This window comes from Gardnerella bretellae, assembly GCF_048545135.1.
GTDB classification, from domain to species: Bacteria; Actinomycetota; Actinomycetes; order Actinomycetales; family Bifidobacteriaceae; genus Bifidobacterium; species Bifidobacterium greenwoodii.
Genome location: NZ_JBKQXU010000006.1, coordinates 1 through 22,611 on the forward strand (window position 1 = coordinate 1; position 22,611 = coordinate 22,611).

The 22,611-nt window shown below is 43.8% G+C and carries 15 protein-coding genes; 3 read left to right on the forward strand and 12 right to left on the reverse strand.

Annotated features, from left to right (window positions below; translation table 11 throughout):
• Positions 1-111 precede the first annotated feature (111 nt).
• The 9 genes from ACJV7B_RS05245 to ACJV7B_RS05285 all read right to left on the reverse strand — a co-directional run bounded on the left by ACJV7B_RS05245 (position 112) and on the right by ACJV7B_RS05285 (position 14,588).
• Complete coding sequence (locus ACJV7B_RS05245) at positions 112-927, reverse strand: HD domain-containing protein (RefSeq protein WP_419389129.1); 816 nt, start codon at positions 925-927, stop codon at positions 112-114.
• Between the two features lie 75 nt (positions 928-1,002).
• On the reverse strand, positions 1,003-3,582 hold the full coding sequence (locus tag ACJV7B_RS05250; RefSeq protein ID WP_419389130.1) for a KUP/HAK/KT family potassium transporter: 2,580 nt from the start codon (positions 3,580-3,582) through the stop codon (positions 1,003-1,005).
• A gap of 173 nt (positions 3,583-3,755) precedes the next feature.
• Positions 3,756-4,736: a TatD family hydrolase gene (locus ACJV7B_RS05255; protein ID WP_419389131.1), complete on the reverse strand. Its 981-nt coding sequence runs from the start codon at positions 4,734-4,736 to the stop codon at positions 3,756-3,758.
• Between the two features lie 108 nt (positions 4,737-4,844).
• Positions 4,845-6,641 carry an ABC transporter ATP-binding protein gene (locus ACJV7B_RS05260; protein ID WP_419389132.1) on the reverse strand — a complete coding sequence of 599 codons (1,797 nt, stop codon included), beginning with the start codon at positions 6,639-6,641 and terminating at the stop codon, positions 4,845-4,847.
• Between the two features lie 2 nt (positions 6,642-6,643).
• On the reverse strand, positions 6,644-8,458 hold the full coding sequence (locus ACJV7B_RS05265; RefSeq protein WP_419389133.1) for an ABC transporter ATP-binding protein: 1,815 nt from the start codon (positions 8,456-8,458) through the stop codon (positions 6,644-6,646).
• 194 nt (positions 8,459-8,652) lie between these two features.
• Positions 8,653-10,395: an ABC transporter family substrate-binding protein gene (locus ACJV7B_RS05270; RefSeq protein WP_004574738.1), complete on the reverse strand. Its 1,743-nt coding sequence runs from the start codon at positions 10,393-10,395 to the stop codon at positions 8,653-8,655.
• A gap of 323 nt (positions 10,396-10,718) precedes the next feature.
• The gene (locus tag ACJV7B_RS05275) at positions 10,719-12,608 is read right to left on the reverse strand and encodes an ABC transporter ATP-binding protein (protein ID WP_004574739.1); all 1,890 of its coding nucleotides are present in this window, start codon (positions 12,606-12,608) and stop codon (positions 10,719-10,721) included.
• 21 nt (positions 12,609-12,629) lie between these two features.
• Positions 12,630-13,577: an ABC transporter permease gene (locus tag ACJV7B_RS05280; RefSeq protein WP_004574740.1), complete on the reverse strand. Its 948-nt coding sequence runs from the start codon at positions 13,575-13,577 to the stop codon at positions 12,630-12,632.
• Between the two features lie 27 nt (positions 13,578-13,604).
• Positions 13,605-14,588 (reverse strand): ABC transporter permease, encoded by a 984-nt coding sequence (locus tag ACJV7B_RS05285; RefSeq protein WP_165844148.1) that lies wholly within the window; start codon positions 14,586-14,588, stop codon positions 13,605-13,607.
• 564 nt (positions 14,589-15,152) lie between these two features.
• On the opposite strand from ACJV7B_RS05285, the gene ACJV7B_RS05290 reads away from it, so the two are divergent.
• Positions 15,153-16,607 carry a C1 family peptidase gene (locus tag ACJV7B_RS05290; RefSeq protein WP_419389134.1) on the forward strand — a complete coding sequence of 485 codons (1,455 nt, stop codon included), beginning with the start codon at positions 15,153-15,155 and terminating at the stop codon, positions 16,605-16,607.
• Between the two features lie 293 nt (positions 16,608-16,900).
• On the opposite strand, the gene metG is transcribed toward ACJV7B_RS05290, so the two are convergent.
• Positions 16,901-18,772 carry a methionine--tRNA ligase gene (gene metG, locus ACJV7B_RS05295; protein ID WP_419389135.1) on the reverse strand — a complete coding sequence of 624 codons (1,872 nt, stop codon included), beginning with the start codon at positions 18,770-18,772 and terminating at the stop codon, positions 16,901-16,903.
• Between the two features lie 310 nt (positions 18,773-19,082).
• On the opposite strand from metG, the gene ACJV7B_RS05300 reads away from it, so the two are divergent.
• Both ACJV7B_RS05300 and ACJV7B_RS05305 read left to right on the forward strand, forming a co-directional pair.
• On the forward strand, positions 19,083-19,709 hold the full coding sequence (locus ACJV7B_RS05300) for a hypothetical protein (RefSeq protein WP_419389136.1): 627 nt from the start codon (positions 19,083-19,085) through the stop codon (positions 19,707-19,709).
• On the forward strand, positions 19,700-19,969 hold the full coding sequence (locus ACJV7B_RS05305; protein WP_004129243.1) for a variant leucine-rich repeat-containing protein: 270 nt from the start codon (positions 19,700-19,702) through the stop codon (positions 19,967-19,969). Before ACJV7B_RS05300 ends, ACJV7B_RS05305 begins: the two co-directional genes overlap by 10 nt.
• 109 nt (positions 19,970-20,078) lie before the next feature.
• Here ACJV7B_RS05305 and rsmI read toward each other — a convergent pair whose 3' ends face one another.
• The gene (rsmI, locus tag ACJV7B_RS05310; RefSeq protein ID WP_004129247.1) at positions 20,079-21,059 is read right to left on the reverse strand and encodes a 16S rRNA (cytidine(1402)-2'-O)-methyltransferase; all 981 of its coding nucleotides are present in this window, start codon (positions 21,057-21,059) and stop codon (positions 20,079-20,081) included.
• A gap of 17 nt (positions 21,060-21,076) precedes the next feature.
• Entirely contained in the window at positions 21,077-22,594 is a 1,518-nt protein-coding gene (locus tag ACJV7B_RS05315) for a formate--tetrahydrofolate ligase (RefSeq protein WP_180964367.1), read from the reverse strand.
• Positions 22,595-22,611 lie beyond the last annotated feature (17 nt).

A 22,611-nucleotide genomic window follows, 5' to 3' on the forward strand; every position in this document is an offset into this window, starting at 1 on the left:
GCTGAGCAGCAAGAGATAAACTTACACCAAACCACACTCAAAAGCAAATCCACCCCACAAATCAGCCACAAAAACGTTGGAAATACTAGCATCCCCCGGAGTGTCGAAAAACTAGAAAAAGTAACTAAAAATACGTGCGTTAAAGAAATCCGCCAAAGCAGCAATATTCGGCTCACCATACTGATCAACCAACTGCAACCAACGGCAAGCATTTTCTTCCCCAAATCGCGCAGCTTTGCGACGATACTCTTCAACAGTCAAAAAACGAGGCGGAATAGACTTGCTATTGTATTTATCCGCAACCATAACAATTTCTTGTTCAACAGTTTGCGGCTTATAGTCGTCCACAGGAAGCGGCAGGTTTTGCATAGCAACCTGCTCACGAGTCAACCCAACTCCAGTATGATTGCGCGCAAACTGGGCAGCTTCCTCGCTAAAACCACATTTAAGCAAATAGTTGTAGCCACGCAATCCGTGCAAAATATAATTCGGACCGTCAAAACTCAATTCGCCATCAAAATTTGCGGATCCATCTTTCTTCAGCACAAAATACGTGCCAATATCGTGCAACATTCCACCAATAAAAGCAGCGTACTCATCAATAGGTTGCTTTGGCGCGCGCCCACCTTTAATAGGCGGAAAATCAGAATAATTATTCCCAATAAGTTTTTTAATACAAGATTGCGCGAGTTTAGAACGCTCCAAAATAGAAGGCGAACACTTTGCTTTAGACTCAAGCAACATATTGCAATGATGCGCAATTTGCCAAGAGATTGTGGCAATTACCACACAATGACCGTGAATAAGGTTGTACGCAGATTCAGAAGGCGCAGTAGTGCGATGCAATTGCTCTACCTGGCTAAAATCAGGCAAATCGGCAATTTTTACTGCATCGCACTGTAGCGTTTCTTCTGAATTGTTACGCATTTTATTCACGATTCTGTATTCACGATTCTGTATTCACAATCATGTATTTACAATTCTTTATTCAAGATTCTTTATTCAAGATTCTTTATTTTCCGCACGCTCTGCATCTTTTACAGCCTGCACAACGGCATGAGTTACGTTAGCAGCGTCAAGATTAGTTTTATCGCCACTAAAATTCGCATTAGATGCCTTTGCTTGCGCCTTAAGCGGCACAGGACTAATGTTCCCAGTGTTCGCAAGTTTTTCATCTGCAAACAGAACATTAGCTGCAGCAATATCACGAGCGTTCATAACTGCAGTCTGCTCCGCATCCGTAGGACGAATATCAGAATCAGCCTGCGTGGCAGTTTCCACAGCCGAAGCACCTTGCAACGATTGCACTGCGCGCTGCGAACAATCTTCACGACTCAAGCGCGGAGGTCTGCGCGTAGAAACAAACAGCGGCTGCACTTCGACCACAGGATTATAAGGCGCCAAGCCGAACCACTTAACTGGAGTTCCAGCAATATGGCGAATCGCATACTTCATTTTTAGCGACAATGCGCCACGCACAGAAATATTAGACTCCGGCATTAAAGCCTTATGCAGCAGGACGTAACGGATTGGGCCAATATCTGGATCCGCATCAACCTTTGGATACACAGATTTTTGACGAGGAAGTTCGCCAGTATGCGACAAATCGTGCATAATTTGGTGCAAATATGCAGGTATAGATGGCGAAACTTTAAAACCTAACTTTATTTTTACGCGGAACAAATAATCCGTACCAAAATTTTCAACGCAATACTCGCGCGTAAACGGAGCGTCGTCAGTTTCCACAGATACAGCCCACCAAGCTCTAGCTCGCTTAGGGTGGTCAGCAAAAATGGAGAAGAAAATTCCAGTATCAAGTCGCTTCATTTCGCGATCAGAAGTCAAGTAAACAATATTGTCGGCAAAATACGGAATCCTAAAATCACCATGCAATTTATCGAGCACAGGCAGGAAGTCTTTAGGCTTCATGTGCAATCGCTGCGAACGCTCAATCTTGGTACCGTCTTTCCAAGTAACCATGATTGTTAAAATCGAGGCTCCAAGAAGCATAGTGAACCAGCCGCCGTGCATAAACTTTGCCATGGAAGCAATGAAGAACATGAGCTCGATCGTTAGGAAGATTACAGCAAAACCAAGAGCTGCAAAACGCTTCTTTTGGTACCACATATGCACCGTAAGCAAAATGGTTGTTGCGAGCATTGTAAGCGTTAATGCCAAGCCGTACGCGCCAGAAATATGTTCAGAATCGCGGAAAACGACAAGTACTGTAATAGTCGCAACGCAAAGCACAACGTTCACTACAGGAATATAAAGCTGTCCACGAGTGCGTGCAGGGTAACGAACCTGCAAATGCGGCATCCAATTAAGGCTAGTAGCTTCAGAAACCATAGTGTATGCACCAGTAATCAAAGCCTGAGAAGCAATAATGCCAGCCGTTACAGAAAGAATAACTGCAATATATCGAACATTAGGTTCGAGCATTTGGAAGAATGGATTTAATCCTTCAACAGACCACAATGATTTATCATTCTGATGTTGCAGCATCCACGCGCCCTGCCCAAAGTAATTAAGCAGCAGAGCAACTTTAATAAACGGCCACGTTGCGTATACGTTTCCTCGACCAACATGTCCCATATCTGAATACAACGCTTCCGCACCAGTAGTAGAAAGGAAGATTACGCCCATAACTGCCAGGCCCTGCACGTTGTGCGAGCTGAACAGGAATTCCACACCATAAATTGGGTTAAGCGCTTCAAAAATAGTCCAATCTTGGCCAATATTCATAACTCCAACTAGCGCAAGGAAAGCAAACCAAAGCATAACTACTATGCCGAATACTTTACCAATACGCTCAGTTCCGCGCTGCTGAACAGAAAACAGTATGACGATGATAACAACCGTAATCATCATCGACAAATTCTCGTTTTCTAAGAATATTGGTTTAAACGCTGCAATAGTGCGCAAACCTTCTACTGCGGAAGAAATAGAAACTGCAGGAGTTAGCACAGAATCTGCCAAAAATGCAGCTCCGCCAATCATTGCCGGTATTGCAAGCCACGCACCTTTTTTGCGCAAAAGTGAGTACAGTGCAAAAATGCCACCTTCGCCTTTGTTGTCGGTTCGCATTGCAACGAATACATATTTGACGGTTGTAATCAACGTAATTGACCAGAATAAGAGCGAAAGCATGCCGAATACGGTTTCGCGATTAATATTTTGCAATCCGCCTTGACCGGCCAAAAAAGTTTGAGCAGTATACAAAGGCGATGTACCAATATCGCCATAAACAACACCAAGAGCCACAATAGCCATGCCCAAGGTAAAGCGGTCAGAGCTTGTTTGCAGCTTTGCCCACCATCTGCCTAAAGGACCTCTAACAGCGCTGGCAACAAGCTTTTCTGCTTCCTTAACTTCCTGAGCCTGCTGTTGAGCCATTACTTTTCGCTCTTCACGAGTTGTTGTTTTTTGAGACACCTTCGGTGCCTTTGTAAAAGACGCAGCTCGTAATATAGCGTCCTTCGAACTCTTAGTAGTCTTCGGACTCTTCTCGGAATCTTTCGCGCCGTTGCGAGGATCCTTTGCGCCATCTGCTGACGGCACAGTAGTGCGTGACTTCGTCATGCTTAATTGTTCCTCCTGGGTAAGGCTCTTCTTGATGCCACAAGAAGATGCAGTCACCTTGCCCTTCACAGTTTTATTTCCGTACTTGGATATTGTATACAACAATAGCTATATAGTGCAAAAAATCTTTAGAAATCGTTGAAAAATAAGGATTATTAAGATTAGCTTTTTGCTTAAAATCCGTAAATTTTCTTCGTGTTTTCTCTAGTTACTTTAGCCGCCTTCTCAAGCGAAATATCGAGTACATTAGCGAGCGCTTGCAAAGTATACGGAACCATATAAGGCGCGTTTGGCCGCCCTCTGTAAGGCATTGGCGTTAAATACGGCGCATCTGTTTCTACAGTTATGTGACTTTCGCCAATAATCTTGGCAGACTTACGCAAATCTTCGTTTCCTTTGTAACTCAAAGTTCCGGAAAAACTTGCGTACCAGCCGTGTTCTTTTAGTATTTGGGCTAAATCTTCGCCGCCTGCGTAGCTATGAAACACTGTTCGTTCAGGCGCTCCGTCTTGTAATAAAACTTTTACTACGTCTTCGTGCGCGTCACGATCGTGAATTTGCAATGGAAGATTCAGCTCTTTTGCGAGCGCAATATGGTCGCGAAAAGCTTCTCTTTGGGCAAGTCTCGCAGCCTCTCCCGTACGAAAATAATCCAAACCGGTTTCGCCTATTGCAACAACTTCTTTTGGATGCGCAATTACAAGCGAACGCAAATGTTGCATAGCTTCGTCGAATGGAATATCGTGATACGGCTTATAAACTACTGGTAATCCGTCTGGGCCTTGCGCTCCCCTGTGTCCGTGCAAAACGGCTTCGTTTGGGTGTATTGCAATTGCTGCGCGAACGCAATCCGCGTGTGATTCAGCAAATGAAATCGTTGGCTCCCAGTCTGGGTATTCACAACCTACTTCTAGCATGTTGGAAACTCCAGCGGATTTTGCTTGAGTAACTAAGTCGTCTGCAGTCGGCTCGTTAATAGGTTCGCGGCCTTTTTCTTCTAATTCTTGGTTAAGATTATGCGCAAAATCGACGACGCTAAGCATATGCGTGTGGTCGTCCGCAATTGTTACGCCGTTTTTTATTAGATTTTCCCATACTTTAGATTCTTCGGTTAATTCAGGCGCCCAATTATGCTCGCGGTGATGTTTACTCATGTTTTTAAGTCTACTCGCAAATAAAACAGTATTTTGCCAGCGATTTTTTACCGGCAATCTTCTACCAGCAATCTTCTACCAGCGATTTTCCACAAATAATTTAGATGCTTACAAAATTGTTTTGCGAATTGCGTCGTATTGAGATTTAACAAGGCGATAGTAAGATCCCTTTTCTTCCATAAGTTTTTCATGCGTTCCACGCTCAACAATTTCGCCATGATCTATTACGCAAATTAAATCAGCATTTTCAATAGTAGAAAGCCTGTGCGCGATTACGAAAGACGTGCGATTTTTAAGCAACTGAGCCAATCCTGCTTGTAGCGCTTCTTCCGTACGAGTGTCAATATTGCTGGTTGCTTCGTCGAGAATTAAAATGCGAGGATCTGCCAAAAGTACGCGCGCAAAAGAAATAAGCTGCCTTTGGCCTGCCGAAAGCGTAGCTCCTCGCTCCTCAATTTCAGTGTCGTAGCCTTTGTCCATTTCGCTAATAAATTCGTGCGCGTGAACAGCTCGAGCCGCGGCCTCAATTTCTTCGTCAGTTGCGTCTAGTTTTCCGTATCGAATGTTTTCGCGCACAGTTCCGCTAAAAATAAAGCTATCTTGCAGCATTACGCCCATTTGTTTTCTAAGCGACGCTAAGGTTACTGAGCGCACATCGTGGCCGTCTATAGTAATCGATCCTTCTGAAACATCGTAGAATCTAGAAAGGAGACTTACGAGAGTAGTTTTTCCAGCTCCTGTTGGGCCCACTAAAGCAACGGTCTGACCAGGCGAAACGTGCAAGTCAACCAGGTTCAAAATCGGTCTTCCGCCTTCTTCGTAGCGGAACACAACGTCGTTTACGTCGACTTTTCCACTAATTTGCGGCAATTCTTTAGCATCCGGCTTATCTACAATATTCGGCTTAATTCTTAGAGTTTCAAAAATTCGCTCCAAATAAACTGAGCATGTTACGAGCTGCGTGTAAAAGTTTCCAATATTTACTACTGGATCCCAAAAGGTAGTCGAGTACCATACGAATGCTATAAGCGTTCCCGTACTCACGTTCATTCCGCCTAAATTCGACACTCCAACGTAGTACAAAAGCGCTATTGCAGCGGTTTCAATAACTGAAGCTCCAGGCCAAAGCAGCATTTGAACCCTAACGTTTCGCATCCATGCGCTTCTTACTTCTGCTTGCTGATTCTGAAAAGTTTCGTATGCTGCAGACTCTCTTGCAAAAGTTTGTGTTGTTTTTACGCCTGCAATTGATTCGTGCAAATACGCGTTTAAATTACTTTGCTTGTTTGATAGTTTTTTAGACGCTTTTCGTTGCAGAATTTGCAAAACGCGCGTCCAGATTATAAATATTGGAAATAGCGCTAAGCTCCACAACGCCATTCGCCAATCTATAACGAACATTGTTATTAATGTAATAATCAGCACAAAAACATCTGAAAATACGTTAATAAATCCCGAAGAAAGCGTATCCGAAAGCGTGTTTATGTAGTTTACTATGCGAATCAGAATCTTTCCGTGCGGGCGCGAATCAAAATAATCAAAAGATAACGACTGCACATGCGTAAAAATATCGCGGCGCATGTCTCTAATTATCATCTGTCCAATTCGCGTAATTGCAAGCGTTCTGTACGCTAAGCCCAGCTCGTACAGCACAATAAGCAGCATAAAAACCGCAATGATTGCGTATAAGTACGTGTAGCTTTTCTGCGGCAATACCACGTCGATTAGCATTTTTGTAATCATTGGCATTGCTGTCATAATTATGCTTCCGCTTATAACCACCATAATTACGAGTAGGAGTTTAGTAGCGTACGGCTTCATGTATTTTTTAACGCGCATAAGCTCGTGCACGTTTACATGTTCTTCTTGTTCTTCATCTTCGCGATAAGTGTTTCGTTGAGCCATTTCTACTCCCCCTTCGTTTCAAATCCTGCAGACTTGCCGCTTTGCAACCCAAGCTGCTTCCTATAAATTTCCCAATACCGTCCATGCTGAGCAACAAGACCTGCATGAGTGCCGCGCTCTACTATTTTTCCGTGATCTAACACAACAATCATGTCTGCATCTTTAACAGATGAAATTCTGTGAGCAATAGTGATTACTGTTCGCGTGCCGTCGAGTTTCTTTAGCTCCTGCTGAATATGTTCTTCTGTTTCCATATCTACAGCTGAAGTTGTGTCATCCATAATTAGGATTGCAGGATTGTTTGCTAAAGCGCGAGCTAAGCTTAAGCGTTGCTTTTGACCACCAGAAAGACCAACTCCGCGCTCTCCTACTACAGTTTCGTAACCTTCTGGCATGCTCATAATAAAATCGTCAGCCGCTGCGATTCTAGCCATTCTGCGAATCGTATCGTCTAATTCCTTGCAATTTTCTTTATCTTGAGGCAAACCGAAGCCAATATTTCCTGCAATCGTGTCCGAAAACAGGAAAGTTTCCTGAGCTACTATGCTGACTTCGTTTCGTAAACTTTCTAGCGGCCATTCGCGCACGTCTTTTCCGTCGATTAAAACGCGTCCGCGCGTCGGGTCGTAGAATCTTGCAATAAGGCTTACAAGAGTTGATTTGCCAGATCCGGTTTCACCAAGAATACCAAGTTTGCTTCCGGCAGGAACGCTTAAATCAATATTTTTTAAGATTGGCGAGTCTTGATCATCTGGGAACGCAAAATCAACATGCTCAAAAGTGATTTCGCCTTTGATTTTTACGCTTGTGTCCGTTTCTTTTGGAAGATTAATATGCGATTCTTGCGTAAGAAGCTTTCGAATATTAACGCATCCTGCGTTAAAACGCTGCCAGTCGTTAATAAGCCATCCTGTCATTCTAACCGGCATATGAAGCATCCAAAGGAAGCTGTTAAAAGTAACGAATGTTCCTAAAGTCATGCTGCCATTTAGAACAAGCCATCCGCCGAAGCCAACTGTTATAAGCTCAAGCACAAATCCCATTCCGTCAAGCCAAGGCATGTATTTTTGTGTGTTTTTTGCAAGCGTAATATTTCGATTAAAGTAGTCTTCGTTACATTCGTCGAATTTTTTGGTTTCGTAAGCCTCGCGCACAAAAGCTTTTACAACACGATTACCTTCAATATTTTCTTCCACCATTGAATTCATGCGCGCAAAAGATTCGCGAATTGCAAGGAATTTTGGCCTAGCTTTTTTGCCCATAACTCTTGCAAGCATGAACAAAAATGGCGTAATTGCTATAAGCGCTAAAGCAAGCTGCCATTGGATTGAAAACATTATTACTAGCGCAAGCACGAACATTACTACGCAATCTAACGCCATATAAGAAACCCAGCTTAAAATATGGCGAATCGCATCCGTATCCGACGTCATTCGGCTCATAATATCGCCAGTGCGCGTGTGATTAAAGTACGTAAAATCTAAAGAGTGCAGCTTTTCGTACTCGTCGCTTACAAGGCGGTACACGGCGTTTTGGCCGAATCTTTCCATTTGAAGCTGGTAAATGTACCTTGAGCCTACGCGAATAATCATCATCGCAACCATTAAAACGCATACGCTTATAAGCAGATTATGCTGTTTGCCAATAATGATTTTGTCCACAATAAAGCCAGAAAGCAACGGCATTGTCATTGCCATTGTGTCGTTAATTGTAAAAAGTATAAGCGATACGCCTACTCTCCACATGTCTGGCTTGCAATATTGCAATACCCAGCGCACGTTGTTCGCGTCTTTGCGTTGATTTGGGTTGACGTACATGCGCCGAGTGCTCCTTTGTTTTAGATTTTTATTTTTTAAGACCTATTTTTTAAGACTTATTTTTTAAGTTTATACTATTTTCTGCCTTAGCAAGCGCAAAAAGATGTGGCGCGCAGCCATAAGACTACACGCCACATGCTATAAGTTAAGCAATCAGCTTAGTAAACTTGCGCGAATTATCGCTACAAATTTACTTACTTCTGCCAGCCCATATCCTCTGGGTAGGTGGTTGCGTAACCAGCAGGGCCGTTGTTAGCAAAGCCCTTCTTGAACACCTGGTAAATAGGAGGAGCAGAAACTGGAAGAGTTCCGTAGAGTGCGAGAGCTGCAGACTCTGCCTTGTTTGCATAATCAGTCTGTTCCTTGTAATCGTAGGTCTTGCCAATCTTGTTGAGCATAGCATCAATCTTCTTGTTGCCAACGAGACCGAGGTTGGAATCGCTATCAGACTTGTAAACCTGGCTTGCTGCAGACAAGAAGCTCAATGGAGATGTGGACTGCCATGCCAATGGAAGCACCTGGTACTTGTGCGAAGCAACAACCTCGGAGAACTTAGCAACAGCATGGTTCACAGTCTTGCACTTAATTCCAGCCTTCTTCATCATGGCCTGGAATGCGTTAGCAAGAGCTGCCTGAGTAGAATCGTCACCGAAGAAGGTGAAGGAAATCTCAAGAGTCTTGCCATTCTTGGCGTAGTAGCCGTCCTTGCCCATCTTGTAGCCAGCGGCTTCAAGGGTCTTCTTAGCGTTTTCGGTGTTGTACTTGCCGTCAGCAGGAAGATTGTTCTTGTAGCCAGCCTGGAACATGGAGAGAAGCTCAGAACCTGGCTGCTCGCTCTTCCAGTTCATGCCCTGGAACTGAATCTTGTTGTATGTAGCAACGTCGAATGCCTGAACAACAGCCTTACGAACTGCGAGTTCGTTAAGTGGCTTGGACTTAGCGTTGAAGTTAAGCACGCGAACCTTGGTGCTGTAGCCGTAACGGAGCTGAGCGCCCTTAACGCTACGAGCAGACTTGATTGCGTCCTTAGAAGAAATGGTATCGGTTACAGCATCGATTTCACCGTTCTGGAAGGCGTTCAAAGCTGCGGTATCTTCCATACGCTTTACAACAACCTTATCGAGCTTTGCCTTCTTACCCCACCACTTTGGATTGCGGGTGAAGACAACCTGATTTTCGGTTGCGGATTCAATCTGGAATGGACCTGCACCCCACTCGTTGTGAGGATTGTTTACCCAACCCTGGTTGAAGGTCTTAACGTCACCGGCCTTTGGATTAACCAGTGGAGCGAAAAGCATTTCCCATGTTGCGCATGGCTTCTCATAAGTCACTATAACCTGCTTTGGAGTGGAACCTTGTTCAACACTCTTGATGCAGTCATAGCCTTCAGTACTTGGGACGGAGTAATCCTTGTTCTTTCCGTTCAAAGCCTGCCAAGTAGCCTTAAATGCGGTGTAGTCGATTTCTGTACCGTCGTTCCACTTGGCCTTTGGGTTCAAGTTGTACTGAACAACGAGTGGCTTATCGCTAACCTTCTTGACGGAAGTGATGTAGTCAGGGTTGTACTTAAGCTTCTCACCCTTAACGGTGTCATAAGCCATAAGATTTGGCTGGTAGAAGCCCCACAAAGTAGCCATGTAGCCAGAGTTACCGTCGTTAGAAGCGTAATTCCAGTTTGGACCGAGAACAGGAAGAGCAACGGTGTAAGTGCCGCCGTCCTTAACGTTGTCACGTGCCTGTGGATTATCGTAACGCTTGTTGACATCTGGCATTGGAAGTTCGCCAGTGTAAGAAGTGTCAACACCAGCAGCTGGCTCTTCAGTCATACCTGCTTTACCAGCATTGTTAGTAGCACCGCCGCAAGCGCCGAGCAGCATTGCAACAGAAAGTGCAGCTGCGGCAAATACAGTCAGTTTACCTGCTTTTGTATTTTTCATGATTCCTCTCATTCCCCGGATGATGTCCGTCTTCCGGTATGTTGTATGAGTATATACAACTCTATGACATTCGACAAATCGTTTTCACAAAATATTGATTTTTTTCTTTTCAACTTTATGAAAATTAGGCAAAAAAGAATAATTTATTATCTATAATGAGCAAAACAGAAAATTTTTTAGTTTATTTTTGCTAAAAAACAAAATATATTACGTTTTTTAAATTTACGTTACACAATAAAAAATCGCGCATGTTGCAATAAACATGCGCGACTAAGTAATTTATTCAGATTTATGAAGATTAACTAAAATCGACAAGTCATGAATTACCTAACATCGTCAAAATTATCTTCTTCAGAAAGAATAATACGCTTACGGTTCTTCTCAATTGTAGGATCCGGAATTGGCACAGCGCTAATCAAAGCCTGAGTGTAAGGGTGCTTTGGATTATCAAACACCTCATCCGTTTCACCAGATTCAACAATTCGACCGTGATACATAACAGCAATTCGGCTAGAAATATGTCGAACAACAGCCATGTTATGAGCCACGAACAAGTAAGCAACGCCAAGCTTATCCTGCAAATCTTCAAGCAAGTTAATAATTCCAGCCTGAATAGAAACATCCAAAGCAGAAACAGGCTCGTCAAGAAGCAAAAGCTTAGGATTCACAGCCAAAGCACGAGCAATAGCAATACGCTGACGCTGGCCGCCAGAGAACTGAGTTGGGAAGCGATCAACTTGATCAGGATTCAACTCAACAAGCTGCATAAGTTCAGCAATACGTTGGCGAATTTCTTCCTTAGACTTTCGCTGCACAAGCAAAGGCTCTGCAAGAATATCGTAAACCAACATACGTGGATCAAGCGAGCTCATTGGATCCTGGAACACGTACTGAATCTTAGAACGAAGTTCGCGACGCTGCTCACGAGTCAACTTATCGTTCAACTCAGTACCAAAAACTGTAATAGAACCAGATTCAGGCTTCTTCAAGCTCATAATTTCCATCAAAGTCGTGGACTTACCAGAACCAGACTCGCCAACCAAAGCAACAGTTTCACCTTCACGAACCTCAATACTCACACCATCAACCGCGCGAACCTCACCAACCTTACGGCGCAAGAAGCCGCCGCTAGTAATTGGGAAGGTCTTAACCAAGTTCTTAACATCCAAAACAACTTTTCGTTGCTCACGAGGAATGCCTTCAAACATAGGCTTGATTGGCCTTTCAGTTTCAGCGTGGAGCAAGGCGCGAACTGTTTCACTTTCGGCTTCAAGGCCCATCATTGTGCCGTCGTCCCCACCTTTTTCTTCAGCCATAAGCATATCCATAGTTGGCTTAGAAATTGGGGTTAAGCGGCGAGTGCGCTTTTGGTCAACGCGAGGAACAGCGCCGAGCAAGCCGATTGTGTAAGGCTGAGTTGGGTGAGCAAAAATCTCCTCAACGCTATTATGCTCAACCAAATGGCCCGCATACATAACAATAACTTCGTCTGCAACGCCAGCAATAACGCCCAAATCGTGGGTAATGAAGATCATTGCAGCGCCAGTTTCTTTCTGGGCCTTCTTCAAAACTTCCAAAACCTGAGCCTGAATAGTCACATCCAAAGCGGTAGTAGGCTCATCGGCAATAATAATATCCGGATCGTTAGCAATTGCCATAGCAATCATCACGCGCTGGCGCATACCACCAGAAAACTCGTGAGGGAAAGCCTTCAAACGCTCAGCAGGCTTAGTAATACCAACCAAATCAAGCAATTCAATAGAACGCTCGCGAATCTGCTCTTCGCTCATGCCCGGGTTATGAATAACCAAAGCTTCCTTAAGCTGATCACCAATAGAGAAAACTGGAGTTAAAGCAGAAAGAGGATCCTGGAAAACCATGGCAATATTCTTGCCACGAATCTTACTCATCTCTAAATCGGACTTAGTTAAAAGCTCTTCGCCCTTATACTTCACAGAGCCCTTAACGCTTGCGTTTTTATCCAGCAAGCCCATAACAGCCAAGGACGTAACCGACTTACCAGAACCAGATTCGCCAACGATACCAATAGTCTTTCCGCGGTACAAATCAAAATTCATTCCGCGCACAGCATGCACAGTACCAGCTTCAGAAGCGAAGCTAACCTGCAAATCACGTACAGAAAGCAATGGTTCGTTGTTTTGATCTTGCATCGTAGTTTCTTCCTTAATTGCGTTATTATCCATATCAGTCATGTTCATACCCCCAATCAAGCCCTACTCGGCCTTACCAACAGACTTAGAATATGGATCGATAGCATCGCGCAAGCCATCTCCAATAAGCTGCACAGAGAAGGTTAACAAAACCAAAACTGCAGACGGCACCAAAAGTACCCAAGGAGAAGTCTGAACTACGCTTTGACCAGCATTTAGCAAAGTACCAAGAGAAGTATCTGGAGCCTTAATACCAAGACCCAAGAAGCTTAAAGCGGTTTCGCCGTTAATTGCACCAATAACACCAAGAACCGTGTTAATAATCAAAACAGAACCCAAGTTTGGAACCAAGTGGCGAACAATAATTCGGAAGGAAGAAACACCTTCGAACTTCGCTGCGCGAACATACTCGCGCTCACGCAGGCTCAAAGTCAACGTACGAAGCGTACGAGCGTAACCAATCCAACCAAAAGCAGTTAAGCCAAATGCCAACCACAACCAATCGCTACCACCACTAGAAGCACTAATGATTAAAGCAATCAGCAGGAAGGAAGGAACAATCAGCAGCATGTCCAAAAGCCACATACCAACCTGCTCGAACCATCCTTCGAAGTAAGAAATAGCAGTACCAACCAAAGCAGCAATAACTGTAATGGTAATAGAGCTAACAATACCAATGGAAAGTGAACGGCCAAGTCCGCGCACAACCATTGCATACATATCTGAGCCGCCTGGCGTAGTGCCGAGCCAATGCTCTGCAGAAGGAGGCGTTGCGAGAGAAGAAAAGTCTGGTTCGTCATAACTCCACTTTGAAATCTTTGAGCCGAACAAGGCAAAAAGAACCAAAATTAAGAGCATAACCAAGCCCACAACTGCAGACGGGCGACGGAAGAATCGACGCGTGTAAAGCGTCATCTTTCCAGTGCGCTTAAAATTGCCCCATGCGTTAGAAGTAGCCGTTTTATTTGCAGCAGACTCAAGAGGTTCTGAAGATACATCTTTTTTATTCATGTCAATGTCACCTACACTGTTGCACAATTAGTTCAAACGAATACGTGGATCAAGCCAAGCAGAGAAGATATCTGCAAGCAAGGCACCAACTAAGGTACATACGGCACCAAATGCAGCAATAGCAACCGAACCGTTGATGTCGTTCTGCATAATGGTCTGAACGAAGTAGCTACCAAGGCCGTTAATAGCAAACACGGTTTCAGTAATAACTGCACCGGTGAAAACGCCTGCAATAGAGAATGCGACGTCAACAGCTGTTGGAATCAAAGAAGTACGCAAAGCGTGACGACGAATAGCCATATTCAAAGGTAAGCCCTTCGCCCTAGCTGTACGAACGTAATCAGCATTCATAGTATCGAGAAGATAAGTTCGCTGAGTTAAATGATACCCAACCATGCCAGGAACTGTCATAACAATTGTTGGCAAAATCAAATGCTGAAGGAAGTCAAGAATGAACATAAACGGGTCAGAACCCTGGTAAGAGTGCAGACCAGTAACGTAGAAAAGTCGCACGCCTGCTGCGTGGTTAATGCTAATAGCAGCAAGCACAACCATCAAACCCAAAACTGCTGCAGGAACAACCAGCAGGAAGGTTGCGGTGGAATTAAGAACTCGATCTTGCCACTTGTACTGACGGATAGCAGTGTAAACACCAACACTAACACCGAGAACAATACCAAGAATTGTAGCGCCAGTAACCAGCTGAACAGATGCGCCAATACGAGACATAATTGCCGGACCAACTGGAGCCTGATCTGGGCTCAATCCCCAATCCCACTTAGTAAAAATGTTGTAAATCCAACGGCAATAACGAGTAAACACTGGAGTCTGGTCGTTAATATTTGCCAGATCCAAAGAACGGTTAATAGATGCAATTGGCGGATGTGGATGCCTAGACATGTAGTTCGAACGCGGTCTCATAAAAGCACTTGCCAAGAAATACGTCATGGATACGGCAACAAACAGCATCACCACATAATTCAGGCATCGTTTAACGATGTATCGTATCATTGTGACTCTTTTCTACGCCTAACCATTGTTTACCTCCATTTGGCATGCTGCAAATCGTCAAATCTACAGCGTAACCGCTTTAGCGTTTCGCCCTCAAAAGGGCGCGCTTGAACTGACCCTCGTCAATCCGGGACACATAATTAGTATATTTTTAGCCAAGCTATGTACAAAAAGCTTAACAGAAAATATTTTTGCGAAATACTTTTTTAAGTATATAAAAGCAAAATTTAGAATATATAAGTTGTGTTATACAAATTACAGCTTGCGCAAAAGCGCGGAATTTCAACGTTTCTTTGATATATAATTACGAAATAATATGTATTACAGAATCAAAAAATTATTTTTATACATGCAAAATACGCGTTATCAGCAAATATAATAAATTCAAAAATTAATTACAAAAACTGAATATTTAACGGAAAAAGTTTAGTTTTACAAAAATAATTAAGGTTATTCGCGCAAAGGCCGGAAATCGCTATAAACAAGAAACACACGCAAGACATTGTGCAGTATACAATATCTGTTATTCGTATTATCAACTCTAAAAGGAGACTGAGTGAACTCATGGCTGAAAACGTTAAAGCTGTAACTCTGGAACATGTAAAAAATTATTCCAAGCACTTCAACGAGCAGCGTGCAAATCTTTTAGCAGCAAATGCAGCAGTAACAAATGGCGTGCTTAAAGCTGCAACAAGCTATCAAGGAAAGCGCGCGCTGCCACGCGAATTCTCTGTGGAATTAAAGCAAGGAAGCATTACAAATCAAAAACGTTCCGGACGCTGCTGGATGTTTGCATCCCTTAACACTTTGCGATACGAGTTAATGCATAAGTGGAATTTAGACGACTTTGAGTTTTCAGAAAGCTACCTGTTCTTCTGGGACAAGATTGAAAAAGCCAACGCGTATTTGGAAAACGTGTTGGCAACTTTGGGTGAAGAACTTGATAGTCGAGTTTTTGAAAGCATTAACTACGGTCCAATTGACGACGGCGGTTGGTGGCAAATGTTCGTCAACCTTGTAAACAAGTACGGACTTGTGCCAAAGAGCGCCTACCCTGATTCACAGAATGCAACTGATTCCGACTCCTTTGTGCAGTACATCAATACAAAGTTGCGCGAGTTTGCTTGCGAATTGCGCGAAGCTTATAAGAACGGTTCTTCTTTGGAAGAATTGCGCGAAATGAAAATCCGCGATTTGGAAACCGTTTACCGCATGACCACTATTGCGCTCGGCGAACCGCCAGCAAAGTTCGACTTCTTCGCACGTACTAAAGATGACGACGATAAGAAGGACGAGAAAAAGAACGAAAACAAGGATGGCGAAAAAGCCGACGAAGAAAAGAAGGATAGCAAGGACGACAAGCCAAAGACTGGCAAAGACGAACGTCCGATGATTCGCGAATACGGCATTACTCCACTTGAGTTCGCTAAGAAATATGTTCCTGTTGACGTAAACGACTTCGTAACATTGTGCAACTCACCTATGAAACGAACTCCTTTCAACAAGCGCTATCAACTCAAGTACAGCACCAATGTTGCTGAAACAGATGAGCTGGAATTTGTGAACGTTCCTATTGAAGTGTTCCGAAAGGCAGCTGTAGATCAACTCAGCGACGGCCACCCAATTTGGTTTGCTTGCGATTGCACACAGTTCTCCTTGAGAGATAGCGGATTCTTTGATCCTGCAGTGGTTCGCGTTGACCAACTCTTCGATATTGAATTTACATTTGATAAGGCGAAGGGTTTGGAATACATGGATATTCCAGGCAATCACGCTATGACATTTACAGGCGTAAACTTAGACGAAAACGGCAACCCGGATCGCTGGAAGATTGAGAACAGCTGGGGTAAAGATGCAGGCGAAGATGGCTACTACGTTGGCTCTGCCGACTGGTTCGACCGCTACGTTACTGAAGTAATCATCAATAAGAAGTATCTTGACGAAGCAACTCTTGCCATCTTAAAGCAAGAGCCAGTAATGCTTGAGCCGTGGGAGCCGCTTTCAAAGCGCTGCCGCTAGTTTAAGTGCTTAAATTTATAGGCGCAGATTGCTTTTTGCAGTCTGCGCTTTTTAATTAAAAAGAAGCCCGGCGGGAGGAAACCCGCCGGGGCAGAGAGAAAGAGAGAAGAAGGTTTCAATTATGGGGTTCGCGAACGAACCTCGCTAATGGCGAACCATTAACATATGTTAGTATAGCTAAACTTTCGTCCAAAGAAAAGAGTTTTTCCTTAAAATTTCCTTAAAATATTTCTTATTAAGAAAACTTGCTATATTTTTTGTTATTTTATAACGATTTGCCCAAAATTTTCAACCTATTTGCCGCTATTTTCCAAAGATTTTTTTGCAGCAGCAAGTCTTTCTGCTTCAACACGCTGACGCTCTGCCAATGCAGAAGCAAAACGTTCAAGCTCCTCATCAACCGCTTCCTTCGGAATCTTAGCAAAGATAGGAGTTGGCTTAGGAACAGGCGTTCCCGCAACCAATTCTTCACTCTCCCAAGGATGTACAGTTTCACCCAAACGATAATCACCCGTAATAATCGGATACTTAAAGTTTGGATTATCCAAATCTTCAACTTCCTCAATATGAGGCAACGGTGAGAACACGCCAGTGCCACCAAGAGCTTCCCAAACCTTTTGCGCTGCATGAGGCAAGAACGGAGCAAGAAGATGATTAGCATCCGAAACAGCCTGCGCAGCCACGTGCAATACGGTTCCGAGACGAGCTTCGTCATCCTTAATCTTCCACGGCTCAGTTGCGGAAATATATTTATTAATATCCGCAACTATTCGCATTGCTTCCGTAAGAGCATTCTTCTGACGATGGCGCTCAATCAAGCTGCCAACCAAAGCAAACGCATCAGAAGTTTGATCAAGCAAAGCGCGATCCATTGAAGTCATAGAATCTTCATCCAAAGGAGGAATCTCGCCAAAATTCTTATTGATAAGATTTGCCACACGGTTAACAAGATTTCCCCAACTTGCAGCAAGCTCTTCGTTATTATGACGAGCAAACTCAGCCCAAGTAAAATCAGCATCAGAATTTTCAGGGCCTGCAATAGAAATGTAGTATCGCACAGCATCCACAGGATAACGAGCCAAAATATCCTTCACGTAAATAACAATTCCGCGCGAAGAGCTGAACTTCTTACCTTCCATAGTCATAAACTCAGAAGCAACAACCTGCTCAGGCATATTAAGCGGTCCGTAAACACCAGCTTCGCCGCCCTTTGATCCAGCTCCGTTATATGCGAGCATTTCCGAAGGCCAGATTTGAGAATGGAAAGTAATATTATCCTTGCCCATGAAGTAGTAGCCAGGAGACTTAGGATCACACCACCAGTCGCGCCAAGCATCCGGCTTACCCTGCCTGCGCGCCCACTCAATAGAGGCAGACAAGTAACCAATAACGGCGTCAAACCACACATACAAGCGCTTATTCGGGTTATCAATCCAACCTTCAACAGGAACCGGAATACCCCAATCAATATCGCGCGTAATAGCTCTAGGCTTTACTTCCTTAAATAAGCCAAGCGAGAAGTTAATAACGTTAGTACGCCAACCTTCACGCGAATGAAGCCAATTAACATTCGCCTCAGCCAAAGACGGCAAATCCAAGAAGTAGTGTTCAGTTTCTTCAAAGCGAGGAGTTTCTCCGTTGATCTTAGAAACAGGATTGATAAGCTCATCCGGATCAAGCTCATTTCCGCAAGCATCACACTGGTCGCCGCGAGCGCCATCCGCACCACACAATGGACAAGTTCCCTCAATATAACGATCAGGCAAAGTACGGCCGGTAGAAGGCGAAATTGCAACCTTCTGCGTACCTTTATAAATATAACCGTTCTTTAAGCACTGACGGAACATTTCCTGAACCACATGCTCATGGTTTGCGGTTGTTGTGCGCGTAAACAAATCGTAGCTTAAACCTAAATCGCATAAATCCTTAGTAATTACGCGATTGTAACGGTTTGCAAGCTCTTGCGCAGAAACGCCTTCTTTATCTGCCTCAACCAAAATAGGCGTGCCGTGTTCATCAGTTCCAGAAACCATCAACACGTCATTGCCCTTCATGCGCTCGTAACGCGCGTACACGTCTGAAGGAACACCAAATCCAGCAACGTGACCAATATGACGAGGGCCATTAGCGTAAGGCCATGCAACATTCACCAAAATATGACTCATAGGCAAATATTATCTTGTTCAGCGCGGACAGTTCTAGACGAATATCAAAGAAAAATTTAGAGAAAAGCGCAGAAAATAGCGCAAAAATGGCGCAAAAATAGCAGATTCTTACGAATATTCTAATTGTGAATATGTGCAAAACTTTTAGCTAATACGAATTATATGCACTTAAAAACAATAGCGATTCAATATTGATTAAGTATCTATTCAAATAGCAATTCACATATCCACAATTTATTTATTTAATCTTATTTACCTCTAAAAATTTTCATAATCTCAATTCTTAAATCAATAGAAAGAGAGGAAGAATATGATTGATCAACAAATGGCATATACGATTTGGAAAATCGGCAAAATAGACAACGAGGAATTCCCGCCTCTTCTTGATAACAACCATTTACCTGGGCCAATGTGCATGAAAAAGCTTTCTAAATTTGGAATATTTAACCGCTTAACATCTAATACCGGGTACTCCCATAAAATGGCTATTTCTATGCGCGGAAGAAGCAATATAGTAAACGATTTAATACCTTCAGAAAGCGTTGCTTGCTTATTTACAGCTGCGTGGGTGTGGCTTGGTGGAAATTTTCCTGAAAATATAGATGTTATTGATTACGGTCATTATAGAAGGAAACCACACGGTCACACAATTCGATCATTTCGTAGGAAATTAAACGAAAAAGACTATGTTACTCTTGGAAAAACTCGCATAACAACTCCGGAAAGAACAATATGCGATTTAGCATATACGCAAGGAGATAGTGAAAATTACGAGTTATACAGAAAAAGCATTGCAAACTTACTAATATCTCACTATCGCGTAGATTTGCACGAGTGCAGACGTATTATTGACAGCAATCCTTATTTTCCAGGCTCTGTGCGCGCAAGAACTTGGCTGAATGATATTGCGAATGAAATAAGGAAACCATGGAAATGAAATTCAACTCATTCACGAAGGAGCATGCAAGCTCTCCTCCTAAGCCGCCAATACTCCTTACGCCTGTTGTTGCAAGCGACCCCTCAACAAATCCGGAAATCTTGTGGCATATTGCAAAACATATACCCGAATTGCGTAAATGGGTTATTGCAAATCCTTCTGCAGACGCTCATCTTTTAGAATACATTTCTCAACAAGGCGGACCGGATGTTCGTCACAGTTTTGAAGTGTTATTTGCATCTTATGATAGCGATATATGACATCTATTACGGCAGACTTAAGACAGACTTACAGCAAGACTTACAGCAGGCTTTAAGGCAGGCTTAAGGCAATAGTTTTAGGATTATTGGAAATTTATAAGAAAATTCCCTACTCAGCCTCACCTTTTTGTTTAAGGCATGCTGCGTAAACTTGCTTACGATTTGCAAAAGAACCATCTAAAAGCGGATGCTCTTTTACTACTTTCGTAATTGCTTCTTTAATGCGCAAACCTTCCTTTTCTGCGCAATCAGCCGCAAGCTCAGCAAGAGCATCTACGCTTAAATCTTGACTTTCTGCTCTAACTTCATCATCGTTAGCTCCCCCAATAACCAGCACAATTTCGCCACGAGGAGGATCAGCCAGCACGCCGTCGTAAATACTTTGCACATTTCCGCGGCGAATTTCCTCAAAATCTTTAGTAAGCTCTCGGCATAATGCCATTGGCCTATTAGGGCCAAGCACAGCTAATAGATCTTCCATAGCTTCTGCAATTCGGTGCGGAGCCTCATAAAACACGATTGTTCTGCGCTCTGCTTTAAGCGAACGCAAATGTTGCTGTCGTTCACCAGACTTTCTTGGCAAAAAACCTTCGTAGCAGAAGCGATCAGTTGGCAATCCAGAAAGCGCAAGCGCATCAAGAACCGCACTAGGGCCTGGAGCGCATGTAACAGGAAGTCCACGTTCAATAGCCCGGCGAACAATTGCTAAACCCGGATCGTTAATAGTTGGCATTCCAGCGTCTGAAACCACAAGAACCTTAGCACCCTGCTCTACTTCGTCGAGCAAACCGTCGGCCTTATTTCGCTCATTGTGATCGTGATACGCAACAACGCGCCCAGAAACATGAACCCCAAGTCGATTCGCCAAATCGTAAAGCCTACGAGTATCTTCAGCTGCCACAATATCTGCAGTTTCTAGGAGATTTATTAGCCTAGAAGAAGCGTCACCAATATTACCAATTGGCGTTGCGGCAAGAAAAACCTTGCCGCATTTACTACCAATAGGCGATTCTGCGAGAACGACTTTGCTACGTAAATTACGATTTCCTGAAGTATTATTTTTAATTTCTTCAGATTCGGTCTCGCTCATTTTTACTCCTTGCCAATTCACACAATTTTTGGCATTGGCGTTGTAAGAGATGCAGTAAGGTTTACTTGCACAACTCCAGCACCAGCGTGAACTTCCACCTTCTTTAAGGTAACTGTGCGCTCCCCAGCAGGCTTGTGATCGTCGTCCGTCATGGTTGCAGGAGACTTGACTGCCACTAACGCAAGGCTGTTGAAATCAACACCTGCATTTGCGCACAAATCTTGCGCTGCAGACAGAGAATCAGCAAAGCCATCTTTTTCAATGACACGATCAGCTGGAACGCCGTAAGCTTCTTCACACAGAAGCTTAATTCGATTCATAAGAGTATTTCCGCGCCTGGATTCAGGAGCATACGCTTTAGTATCTTCACTAATTACAGACACAAAATCGTCAAGCTGATCTGCCAAACCATCGCCACCGTCGCGGAAAAGATTGCCAACAATCGGCTTCCTAAATCCCAAAGATTTCGCCTGCGCTAATAATTCAGGAACCTGATCATCCTCACCTTCCCACAAATTAATCAACGGGAATGTAGGAATATTAAGAGATTCCAAACGAGAAACATGGAATGGGTAGCGCCAAGCCAAAGTTTCGTCATCTCGCCAAGTAGTTGCGCGAGTAACTACAACTGCAGCGGCAGGCCACTTTGCACCAAACTCGCGAGAAGCAATATCAAGCCACTTTTGAGCACCAGCATCCGTACCATAACCTGCTTCCACAACAACAACATCATGCTCAGCGCAAGCCATTTCAACGCTTACAAGGCTTGGAATACCGAGCGAAACGTTTGCAAATGGACCGCAATGCACATAAATCGGCGAACCGTTAATAGTTTCTGTTTTTGCAGGCTTTACAGCGTCGGAAAGAATATTTGTAATTCGCCACAAATCAACGAAATCACCAAACTTACGAGGAACACCATCCTTTGTGCCAGCAATCATTGAAGCAACGCGCTCGGAAATCTCATCCATGCTGCGCGAAAGAACAACAATTTGCATAAGCTCGCATGTTGGAGTCAAAACGACTCGCTCAGGAACAGTTCCCTTGCCATAATCAACAGCAATGCTGCGAAGCGAACGAGATGGAACTTCACTTACGCGAGGAACCAAAATCGTATCAAGCACGCCTTCATCAACTGCTTTTTCTGCAAACGACACAAGCAAATTCTGCGCGCAAGCAATAGCAGCCATCTCACCACACAAGCCCCAATCAATAAGCTCAGGATGAGAAAGCGAAGACTTACCGCCGCCGCTTGCGCCGCCTTTAGAACCAGCGGCCGTAATGCCCATGCTTGGCTGACGAAGAACTGCAGCAGCATCAACACCGCGCTCACGCAAGGCATCAACCAAAGCAATCGTAGTAGTTGTTTTACCTTCACCACGAGATGCTTTTAGCGGAGTGTCTGCAGTAACAAGAAGCACTTTTCCATGCTTGCGAGGCTGATCAGGATTCTGCTTTAAATAGTCCAAATACCCGAAGGCATCAATCTTTTTAACCAAGCCGAATGTTGTTGTGTATTTATCAATAATGCTCATGTTCCCCACTTTCATAG